Below are 10,011 nucleotides of genomic sequence, written 5' to 3'. Positions count from 1 at the left end.
AGCAGCCCGCACCACCGGCGAAGCCGGGACGGTTCTGGAAGATGCAGGAGCCCTCGTACGGGCGGGTCTGGCGGTCGCCGTCGGCGGTCGCCCTCGTCGCCGCGGTGGGCGTCGGTACCTGGCTCGCCACCTCCGGCGACGACGCCGACGCGACACCCCAGGACACCAGGAACTCGGCCCCGGCCTCCCCGTGACGCCCCAGGGGTGACGCGGGTCCCCGGCGGGCGCGGCCATGGCCCCGGGGGCAGGGCGGAGGCCCCTCGGGGGCGAGGGGCGGGCCCCGGTTGCCGTAGCCGTTACGCTGGAGGCGTGGCAGTCGTCGATGTATCCGAAGAGCTCAAGTCCCTCTCCTCGACCATGGAGTCGATCGAGGCCGTCCTGGACCTCGACAAGCTGAGGGCAGATGTCGCTGTGCTCGAGGAGCAGGCGGCCGCGCCGTCCCTGTGGGACGACCCGGACGAGGCGCAGAAGATCACCAGCAAGCTGAGCCACCTCCAGGCGGAGGTCAGGAAGGCCGAGGCGCTCCGGTCGCGCATCGACGATCTGAGCGTGCTCTTCGAGATGGCCGAGGAGGAGGACGACCCGGACACCCGTGCCGAGGCCGACATCGAGCTCGTCTCCGTCAAGAAGGCGCTGGACGAGATGGAGGTCCGCACGCTCCTGTCCGGCGAGTACGACTCCCGTGAGGCCGTCGTCACCATCCGTGCCGAGGCCGGCGGCGTCGACGCCTCCGACTTCGCCGAGAAGCTCCAGCGCATGTACCTGCGCTGGGCCGAGCGCCACGGCTACAAGACGGAGCTCTACGAGACCTCGTACGCGGAAGAGGCGGGCATCAAGTCCACCACCTTCGCCGTCCACGTGCCCTACGCGTACGGCACGCTCTCCGTGGAGCAGGGCACGCACCGGCTGGTGCGCATCTCGCCTTTCGACAACCAGGGCCGCCGCCAGACCTCCTTCGCCGGTGTCGAGATCCTGCCGGTCGTCGAGCAGACCGACCACATCGAGATCGACGAGTCGGAGCTCCGGATCGACGTGTACCGCTCGTCCGGTCCCGGCGGCCAGGGCGTCAACACCACCGACTCCGCGGTGCGCCTGACCCACCTGGCCACCGGCATCGTCGTCTCGTGCCAGAACGAGCGGTCGCAGATCCAGAACAAGGCCTCGGCCATGAACGTTCTGCAGGCCAAGCTGCTCGAGCGGCGCCGGCAGGAGGAGCAGGCCGCGATGGACGCCCTCAAGGGCGACGGCGGCAACTCCTGGGGAAACCAGATGCGTTCGTACGTCCTGCACCCGTACCAGATGGTCAAGGACCTGCGCACCGAGTTCGAAGTCGGCAACCCCGAGGCCGTGTTCGGCGGCGAGATCGACGGTTTCCTCGAGGCCGGAATTCGCTGGCGCAAGCAGCAGGAGAAGTAGACACCCGCGAGGCGCGATGAGGGTGTGCGACTTCCGTCCCTCTGGAAACCTCTTTGTCGACAAGGCAACTGCCGTCCATCGGACGGCAGTTGCCTTTGTTGTGGGGGTTGTCTGGGTTTTACGTCACAGTCGCATGTTCGTACGGCAGGCAAACGATGTTGTTTCCGGACATCGCGTACGCAACGACCTTGACGATGCTTTGAAATCTGGGAAGGGTGACGTGTGGCATGCGTATCTCCGGGGCGCATGTGAACCGGGGGGCCGAGCGAAGCTTCCTGTGACGCCGTGGCCCCGGGCGCTGCTCCATTGACGATCAGCTACTGGGGGTAGCAGGCAGATGACCAAGAAGACGCGGATCCGCGTGGCGCGGATAGCCGCAGGTGCAGTGATTGCCGCCGGCGCTTCGCTGACCGCGGCGGGTGCCGCTTCGGCGCTCGACCTCAATGTCGGCGTCAGCGTGAACGGCGCCGACGACCCGACCCCGACGCCCACCGAGACGGGCATCCCGACCGAGCCCACGGAGGAGCCGACCGAGCCCACCGAGGAGCCCACGGAGCCCACGGAGGAGCCGACCGAGCCCACCGAGGAGCCGACCGAGCCCACCGAGGAGCCCACGGAGCCCACGGAGGAGCCGACTCAGCCCACCGACGAGCCCACCGAGGAGCCCAGCTCCGGCACCAGCTCCGCGCCCGCCGAGGGCAACACCGGGGGCACGGGCGGCGGCGGCAACAACGCCGACCCCAACGGTGGATCCTCCACCCAGGAAGAGGGCTCCTCGGCCCTCACCGACACGGGCTCGGACACCGAGGCCCAGGGCAAGAACGACGGTGAGCTGGCCGAGACCGGTGCCGGTCAGACCACGTTCCTGCTCATCGGTGCCGCCACGATGATCGCCGGTGGTATCGGCTTCCGCCTGCTGCCGCGCCTCGCCGGCGGCCGCGGCGGTGCCACCGCCTGACGCACACGCGCAGGACGAAGGGCCCGGAGCAGCTCGCTCCGGGCCCTTCCTCACGTCATGGGCAGGTCAGCGCCGCGGCGCCGTCCGCACGGCTCTCACACCGTCTGGTGGGCCACCAGCGCCAGCGCCGCGATCAGTACCGCGAGCAGCGCGATCAGTGCCATGGGGTTCATTCCCGCGAAGGGGCTCTCCTGCTGGAGCCGCTCCCGGTTCGCACGGCAGACGCGGCAGCGGCCCTCGCTGACGGGCGCCGCACAGTTAGCGCATACCAATCGGTCGTACGTCATGCGCTGGCCCTCCTTGCGCCGTCTCCGCGTACGCAACGTTCTCGCGTACACATCGCTCTCTTAACGCTGCGGGGAACGCAACCGTTCCCCTACCACTGTGCCAGGTTCCGCGGATTTAGGCGCGGCTCGCCTTATCCTGCCCCGTCCGGAGTGCCGCCAGCCGCTCGGATCCGGGGTGAAACGCGCCTCAGATCTGTGACAAAAAGTGCAAGCCTCGCGCAACCCCGTACGCCGACTGCGCTCGCCCACCCGGTTCGCGTATGGTCACGCACACCTACCCCCGGCGACCCGTGGTGCATCCGTGATCCGATTCGACAACGTCTCCAAGGTCTACCCCAAGCAGACCCGCCCCGCTCTCAGGGATGTCTCCCTGGAGATCGAGCGCGGAGAATTCGTGTTCCTCGTGGGGTCCTCCGGCTCCGGAAAGTCCACCTTCCTGCGGCTGATCCTCCGCGAGGAGCGGACCAGCCACGGTCAGGTGCACGTCCTGGGCAAGGACCTCGCGCGCCTCTCCAACTGGAAGGTGCCGCAGATGCGCCGCCAGCTGGGGACCGTGTTCCAGGACTTCCGGCTCCTGCCCAACAAGACGGTCGCCGAGAACGTGGCCTTCGCCCAGGAGGTCATCGGCAAGTCCCGCGGCGAGATCCGCAAGTCCGTGCCCCAGGTGCTCGACCTCGTCGGCCTGGGCGGCAAGGAGGACCGGATGCCCGGCGAGCTGTCCGGTGGTGAGCAGCAGCGTGTGGCCATCGCGAGAGCCTTCGTGAACCGGCCCAAGCTCCTCATCGCCGACGAGCCGACGGGAAACCTCGACCCGCAGACCTCTGTCGGCATCATGAAACTGCTCGACCGGATCAACCGGACGGGCACGACGGTCCTGATGGCCACGCACGACCAGAACATCGTGGACCAGATGCGCAAGCGCGTCATCGAGCTGGAGCAGGGCCGTCTCGTCCGCGACCAGGCGCGCGGCGTCTACGGCTACCAGCACTGATCATCGTCCACGGAAAGGTCTGAGGAAGACGCCATGCGCGCGCAGTTCGTTCTGTCGGAGATCGGTGTCGGTCTCCGCCGCAACCTGACCATGACCTTCGCGGTCGTCGTCTCGGTCGCCCTCTCACTCGCCCTGTTCGGCGGCTCGCTCCTGATGAGCGACCAGGTGAGCACCATGAAGGGCTACTGGTACGACAAGGTCAACGTCTCGATCTTCCTCTGCAACAAGAGCGATGCCGAGTCCGACCCCAACTGCGCCAAGGGCGCGGTGACCAGCGACCAGAAGAAGCAGATCCTCGCCGACCTGGACAAGATGTCCACGGTGGTGCAGAAGGTCGCCTACGAGTCCTCGGACCAGGCGTACAAGCACTACAAGGAGCAGTTCGGCGACTCCCCGCTGGCCAGTTCCCTCACGCCGGACCAGATGCAGGAGTCGTACCGGATCAAGCTGAAGGACCCGGAGAAGTACCAGGTCATCGCGACCGCCTTCGACGGCCGTGCCGGCGTGCAGTCCGTGCAGGACCAGAAGGGCATCCTGGACAACCTCTTCGGGCTCCTCAACGGCATGAACTGGGCCGCGCGCGCGGTGATGGCGATGATGCTCGTCGTCGCGCTGATGCTGATCGTCAACACGGTGCGCGTCTCGGCGTTCAGCCGGCGGCGCGAGACGGGCATCATGCGCCTCGTCGGCGCCTCCGGCTTCTACATCCAGGCGCCGTTCATCGCGGAGGCCGCGGTCGCCGGACTCATCGGCGGCGGTGTCGCCTGCGGCTTCCTGCTGGTCGCCCGGTATTTCATCATCGACCACGGGCTGGCCCTGTCCGAGAAGCTGAACCTGATCAACTTCATCGGCTGGGACGCCGTGTTGACCAAGCTCCCGCTCATCCTCGCGACGAGCCTGCTGATGCCCGCGCTTGCGGCTTTCTTCGCGTTGCGCAAGTACCTGAAGGTGTGACGCATGCCAAGAGGGCCGTGCCGCCAACCGGCGGTGCGGCCCTTCGCGTTGTCCTAGACTCACCGGCATGTCAGGCCGTGACCTGTTCTGCGAGCCCCGCCGCATCCGCCGCGGGGCGGCCCTGACGTTGGTGTTCGCGAGTGTCCTCGTCGCCGGCGCGGCGACCGGATCGTTCTCGGACCCCGGCCGGAAGACCCCGGCCGGCACGCCCCGTTCGGCGTCGGCACGCCACCACGACGAGGTCACCGACGCCGCCGCCGAGGCGATGGCCGACGGCAAGTCCCCCATGGAGGCCGCCGAGCGCGCCGTCAGCCGCAGCGGCGACCGCTGGGGCGCCGTCTACTCCCAGGGCGAGTACGAGGAGTTCGAGGAAGCCCTCGACGGCCAGTACACCGGCGTCGGCCTGTGGGCACGCCGCGAGCGCGACGGCCGGATCGAGGTCACCCGCGTCCGGTCGGGCTCGCCCGCCGCCGCGGCGGGCATCCGCAAGGGCGACCGCCTGATCACCGTCGACGGCGCGAAGGTGGACGGCCGGCCGGTCACCGAGGTCGTCTCCTTACTGCGCGGGGACGCCGACGACGCGGACGCCGGCACGAAGGTCTCCCTCGGCCTGGAGCGCGGCACGCAGTCGTGGAGCCGGACCCTGCGCCGCGCCAGGCTCTCCACGGACTCCGTGACCGTCAGCAGGCTTCCCGGCGAGGTCACCATGATCAAGGTCGACGCCTTCACCAAGGGCGTGGGCGACGCCGTACGGTCCGCCGTCGGCCGGGCACCGGGCCGGGCCGGGATCGTTCTCGACCTGCGCGGCAACTCGGGCGGTCTGGTCACCGAGGCCGTCACCGCCGCCTCCGCCTTCCTCGACGGCGGCCTCGTCGCCACGTACGACGTGAACGGAGCCCAGCGCGCCCTGCACGCCGACTCCGGCGGCGACACCACCAGACCCCTGGTCGCGCTCGTCGACGGCGGCACGATGAGTGCGGCCGAGCTGCTCACCGGGGCCCTCCAGGACCGCGGGCGCGCGGTCGTCGTGGGTTCCAGGACCTTCGGCAAGGGCTCGGTCCAGATGCCGAGCCGACTGCCCGACGGCTCCGTCGCCGAGCTGACCGTCGGCCACTACCGCACCCCCGCGGGGCGCTCCGTCGACGGCCGGGGCATCACCCCCGACCTCGAGGCGGACAAGAAATCGCTGGAGCGGGCCGAGACCGTGCTGAGCGGGCTCGGGGACCCTTCGTGACCTCCGGACCGCGGGCCCGGTAATCGGCTTTCCCCCAGACCCCCCTGTAGTGCGAAAATGGCCAGCACTATGAGCAAGGGAATGTACGTACCGAAGGAGTCCCAGCCCAAGCAGGGCGGCCAGGGCTCCGGCAAGGCCAAGGACGGCAAGCGCAAGATCGTCGCGCAGAACAAGAAGGCGCGGCACGACTACGCGATCATCGACACCTTCGAGGCCGGGCTCGTCCTGACCGGCACGGAGGTGAAGTCGCTGCGCCAGGGGCGCGCCTCGCTGGCCGACGGCTTCGTCCAGATCGACGGGAACGAGGCGTGGCTGCACAACGCCCACATCCCGGAGTACAGCCAGGGCACCTGGACGAACCACACCGTGCGCCGCAAGCGCAAGCTCCTCCTGCACCGCGAGGAGATCGACAAGCTGGAGGCGAAGACCCAGGAGACGGGTCACACGATCGTGCCGCTCGCCCTGTACTTCAAGGACGGCCGGGCGAAGGCGGAGATCGCGCTCGCCCGAGGCAAGAAGGAGTACGACAAGCGGCAGACCCTGCGGGAGAAGCAGGACCGGCGGGAGTCGGACCGCGCGATCGCGGCCGCCAAGCGGAAGCAGCGCGGCGAGTAGCGCGGCGAGTGGCGTGGCCGGTCCGGCGGGCCCGAGGGAATAGGCTGGCACCGTCGTGCGCTGGTCACGTAGGATGGCAGCGCACCTCACAGCGGGTGCGAGGTTCCTCCTCGGAGGAGCCGAGCTTTGAAAAATCAACATGGGGATGATCGGTTTCGACAGCGGCTGTTGAAGCAGGGGAAGCGTGTCGAGGAAGCGGCAATGATCTCGTTAACCATATGTCGCAAAAAATAATCGCCAATTCCAAGAGCGATTCCCAGTCCTTCGCCCTCGCTGCCTAATAAGCAGTGAGTGAGGGACCCTTAATGGGTGTCAGCCCGGGAGTGTTCCCGACCCGGATCCTGGCATAATCTAGGGGACTAAACCACTGAGCCCGGTCACGGGGTTCGGTGGGAAATCAAACAGTGACTGAGCCCGTCGGCGACTTGTTCGCGTGATCGCCGGGGCTGAGAAAATCGCAGCGAACTGCACACGGAGAAGCCCTGATTTTGCACCGTTGGACGCGGGTTCGATTCCCGCCATCTCCACTCATCCCATGTTCCAATTGAATATCGTGACGAAGGCCCCGCTGCTCAGGCAGCGGGGCCTTCGTGCGTCCCGTGTCACGGGCCAGGGTCAGCGCAGGGTGAACGTCGACAGACGCAGGTCCCCGCTCAGCACCAGGTAGACGTCCTGGCGTCCCTTCGGCGCGTCCGTCAGGGCGGCGGACACCGTCTCGTAGGCGTACGGCGACGAGGTGCCGTCCGGGTGTGCCGTGCCGAGGAGGGTCCCGGTGGGGGAGCCGAGGCGGACCTCGACGGTGCCGGCCCCGCCGGCCACACTTGCGCTGAACTCCGTTGCCCTGTCGACCGGTTCGGTGTCCGCGAACTTCAGCCACGCGCCGTCGGCCGTCGAACCCACCGCCGTGCCGCGTGCCTTCGACTCGTCGACGAGACGGATGCCGGCGTAGTCGTCGAAGTTCTCGGCACGGGTGGTGCGGCCGAGGTCTCTGGGCGGGATCGTCTCGCCCCGCACCTGAACGGCCGTACGGGAGCGGATGTCGGCCGCCGACGCGCCGGCCAGCACGTCGTACGTCCCGCTCTCCACCACCCACCGCGAGCGCGTGACATCCCAGTGGGCCAGGTCCTTCGTGCGCAGCGGCAATCTCACGGTCTTCGTCTCGCCCGGCTTCAGCGCCACCCGCGCGTACGCCTTCAGCTGCTTCAGCGGCTGTTTGTCGCGTGACACCCGCTGGTGCGTGTAGAGCTGGACGACCTCGTCGCCGGCCCGCCTGCCGGTATTGGTCACCGCGACCTCGTAACCGCCGTCGACGCGTTTCGGCGCGCCGTAGCGGAACGAGGTGTACGACAGGCCGTGGCCGAAGGGATAGAGCGGGCGGCCCGTGAAGTACTGGTAGGTGCGCGCCGACTTGATGATGTCGTAGTCGAGGATCGACGGCAGGTCCGACTCCGAGCGGTACCAGGTCTGGGTGAGGCGGCCGGACGGGTTCGCGTCGCCGTAGAGCAGATCGGCGAGGGCGTTGCCGGTCTCCTGGCCCGCGTGCGTGGTCCACAGGAGCGCGGGGACCTCGTCCTGGAGGGAGCCGAGGGTGGTCGGATAGCTGTTCTCGACGACCACGACCGTCTTCGGGTTGGCCGCGTGCACCGCCCTGACCAGGGCTTCCTGGGAAGGGGCCAGGCCCATGTCGGTGCGGTCGTGGTCCTCACGGCCGTTGATCGAGGGCATCGAGCCGACCACCACCACCGCCGTGTCCCTGCCCTTCACCGCGGCCACGGCATCGTCGACGCCGCTACGGACGACCTCCTTGGCGTAGTGCGCCGCCTGCTCCTTGGTGACCAGACCGAGAGTGCCGTCGTCACCGGCCGGCCCGAGGTAGACGGGATTCGACCACCAGGACTCGCCGGTCTCGTAGCCGGCGTACCGGAGCAGGTACGTCCCGTCGTCCTGTCGCTCCAGCTTGAACTGCTGCTGCACGAACCAGCCGTTGGGCTGGACCTGGTCGTTGACGAAGCCCGACCAGTTGTAGCCCACGTACTTCCCGTTCGCGGCCGAGCGCAGCGTCACGATGCCGGAGCCCCAGTCGAAGACGTCGAACTGGGAGGCCGTGCCGCTCTCCGCGCTCTCCCTCAGGGCGGCTCCCGCCTCGGAGGCCCCCGCCGTGACGTACCTCCCCGTCGCCGTGTCCCGCAGCGCGACGCGGTCGGCGCCCTCGCTGCTCGTCACCGGGGTGCCGAGTTTCGCCTCGATGCCCGCCCTGGGCGTGACCGCGTAGGGCAGGGTGCCCGAGTACCAGTCGGTGTAGAGGGTGTCGGCCAGCGGGCCGACGACGGCGACGTCCTTGGCCGAGGACGCCTTCAGGGGGAGCGCGTTGTCGTTCTTCAGCAGCACCGCCGCTTCGGTGGCCGCCTCACGGGCCAGCTTCCGGTGGGCCGGGCTGTCGATGACCGACGCGTCGATCGCTCCGTACTTCCCGCCGTTCGGGTCGAACTCGCCGAGCCGGACGCGGACGGCGAGGATGTGGGAGACGGCGGTGTCCACGTCCGACTCCTTCAACAGGCCCGTGGACAGCGCCGACTTGACGGCCGTGGTGGTCGGCTCCGGGTCCGCGCTGTTGTCCGTGAAGCTGTCGATGCCCGCCTTCAGCGCGGCCGCGTCGCCCTCGGCGAGCGTGGGGTAGTAGTTCTGGGTGGCGGGCAGCAGATTGCCGGGGGCGAAGGCGTCGGTGACGTTGAGGAGATCCCGGTCCGTCCAGCCGCGGACGACATCGTCCAGATCCGGACTGACCGTGTTGGGACGGCCGTTGACCAGGTTGTACGAGGACATGACGCCGGTCGCCGCGTCCGCCCGGACCGCCGGTGCGAAGGCCGCCTCGTCGTACTCGTGCAGGACGCGCGGCCGCAGGTCGGAGGACGTGGTCGCCCGGTGCGCCTCGTTGTTGTTGGCGAGGTAGTGCTTGAGCGTGGGCGCCGTCTTCAGATGGTCGGGGTCGCCGCCCGTCAGACCCTGGCCGTACGCCGTGGAGATCGAGCCGGTGAGATACGGGTCCTCGGAGTAACCCTCCTCGTTGCGGCCCCAGCGCGGGTCGCGCAGCAGGTTCACCACCGGCGCCCACAGGTTGAGGCCCCAGCCGTCCGGGCGCTCCCGCTGGAAGCCGCGCGCCTCGTCGCCGACCGCCGAACCGACCCGCTCGATCAGCGCCGGGTCCCAGGTCGAGGCGAGCCCGACCGCCTGCGGGAACACGGTGGCCTTCCCCAGCCAGGCGACCCCGTGCAGGGCCTCGGTCCCGGTCCGGAACGCCTGGATGCCGAGGCGGGGGACCGCGGGCTCGTACTGGTGGAGCAGGGAGATCCTCTCGTCGAGGGTGAGCCTGCCCAGCAGGTCGTCGACGCGGTCGGCGACGGGCAGCCGCGGATCGCGGAAGGGATAGGGGTACGGGGACGCGGCGGCGGGGCCCGCGGTGGTGGCCAGGCCCGCGATCAGCGCGAGGGCCACGGTCACCAGGGCCGCCGTTCCGGGTCTGCTTCTCTTCTTGTTGCCTTTCCGCATGACGCGTCTC

Annotated in this window: 8 protein-coding genes, 1 other RNA gene and 1 pseudogene; 8 read left to right on the top strand and 2 right to left on the bottom strand. The window is 69.0% G+C overall.

Translation table 11 applies throughout. From position 1 onward, the window contains the following. The 3 genes and pseudogenes from ABZX90_RS07710 to ABZX90_RS07700 form a co-directional block, all read left to right on the top strand. Positions 1-194 (top strand): annotated as a pseudogene (locus tag ABZX90_RS07710) (serine/threonine protein kinase); the annotation flags it as partial. 115 nt (positions 195-309) lie between these two features. Next, a complete protein-coding gene (gene prfB / locus ABZX90_RS07705; RefSeq protein ID WP_351130842.1) occupies positions 310-1,416 on the top strand; it encodes a peptide chain release factor 2 in 1,107 nt (368 codons plus the stop codon). A gap of 337 nt (positions 1,417-1,753) precedes the next feature. Then, positions 1,754-2,374, top strand: coding sequence for a hypothetical protein (locus ABZX90_RS07700; protein WP_351130843.1), 621 nt, complete (start codon positions 1,754-1,756; stop codon positions 2,372-2,374). A 95-nt stretch (positions 2,375-2,469) separates the two neighbouring features. Here ABZX90_RS07700 and ABZX90_RS07695 read toward each other — a convergent pair whose 3' ends face one another. Then, positions 2,470-2,661, bottom strand: coding sequence for a hypothetical protein (locus ABZX90_RS07695; protein WP_351130844.1), 192 nt, complete (start codon positions 2,659-2,661; stop codon positions 2,470-2,472). Between the two features lie 301 nt (positions 2,662-2,962). Here ABZX90_RS07695 and ftsE point away from each other — a divergent pair, with 301 nt between their 5' ends. The 5 genes from ftsE (at position 2,963) to ssrA (ending at position 6,985) form a co-directional block, all read left to right on the top strand. Beyond that, positions 2,963-3,652 carry a cell division ATP-binding protein FtsE gene (gene ftsE, locus ABZX90_RS07690; RefSeq protein WP_351130846.1) on the top strand — a complete coding sequence of 230 codons (690 nt, stop codon included), beginning with the start codon at positions 2,963-2,965 and terminating at the stop codon, positions 3,650-3,652. Between the two features lie 33 nt (positions 3,653-3,685). Further along, positions 3,686-4,606, top strand: a complete 921-nt coding sequence (ftsX, locus tag ABZX90_RS07685) for a permease-like cell division protein FtsX (protein WP_351130847.1) — start codon at positions 3,686-3,688, stop codon at positions 4,604-4,606. A 67-nt stretch (positions 4,607-4,673) separates the two neighbouring features. Next, positions 4,674-5,840, top strand: a complete 1,167-nt coding sequence (locus tag ABZX90_RS07680; protein ID WP_355202330.1) for a S41 family peptidase — start codon at positions 4,674-4,676, stop codon at positions 5,838-5,840. 81 nt (positions 5,841-5,921) lie between these two features. Then, entirely contained in the window at positions 5,922-6,455 is a 534-nt protein-coding gene (gene smpB / locus ABZX90_RS07675; protein WP_355202379.1) for an SsrA-binding protein SmpB, read from the top strand. Between the two features lie 141 nt (positions 6,456-6,596). Then, positions 6,597-6,985, top strand: a transfer-messenger RNA (tmRNA) gene (ssrA, locus tag ABZX90_RS07670). A gap of 85 nt (positions 6,986-7,070) precedes the next feature. On the opposite strand, the gene ABZX90_RS07665 is transcribed toward ssrA, so the two are convergent. Further along, complete coding sequence (locus ABZX90_RS07665) at positions 7,071-10,001, bottom strand: glycoside hydrolase family 3 C-terminal domain-containing protein (protein WP_355202327.1); 2,931 nt, start codon at positions 9,999-10,001, stop codon at positions 7,071-7,073. Positions 10,002-10,011 lie beyond the last annotated feature (10 nt).

Source organism: Streptomyces sp. NPDC002935 (genome assembly GCF_040611295.1).
GTDB lineage: Bacteria > Actinomycetota > Actinomycetes > Streptomycetales > Streptomycetaceae > Streptomyces.
Note: the sequence above shows the minus strand (reverse complement) of the source record. Positions and strands in the feature narration are given on the sequence as shown.

Excerpts from the sequence above, each read along its gene's own strand:
- ABZX90_RS07700 (WP_351130843.1), top strand. The coding sequence starts at position 1,754 with ATGACCAAGAAGACGCGGATCCGCGTGGCGCGGATAGCCGCAGGTGCA.
- ABZX90_RS07695 (WP_351130844.1), bottom strand. The coding sequence starts at position 2,661 with ATGACGTACGACCGATTGGTATGCGCTAACTGTGCGGCGCCCGTCAGC.
- ftsX (WP_351130847.1), top strand. The coding sequence starts at position 3,686 with ATGCGCGCGCAGTTCGTTCTGTCGGAGATCGGTGTCGGTCTCCGCCGC.
- ABZX90_RS07680 (WP_355202330.1), top strand. The coding sequence starts at position 4,674 with ATGTCAGGCCGTGACCTGTTCTGCGAGCCCCGCCGCATCCGCCGCGGG.
- smpB (WP_355202379.1), top strand. The coding sequence starts at position 5,922 with ATGTACGTACCGAAGGAGTCCCAGCCCAAGCAGGGCGGCCAGGGCTCC.
- ABZX90_RS07665 (WP_355202327.1), bottom strand. The coding sequence starts at position 10,001 with ATGCGGAAAGGCAACAAGAAGAGAAGCAGACCCGGAACGGCGGCCCTG.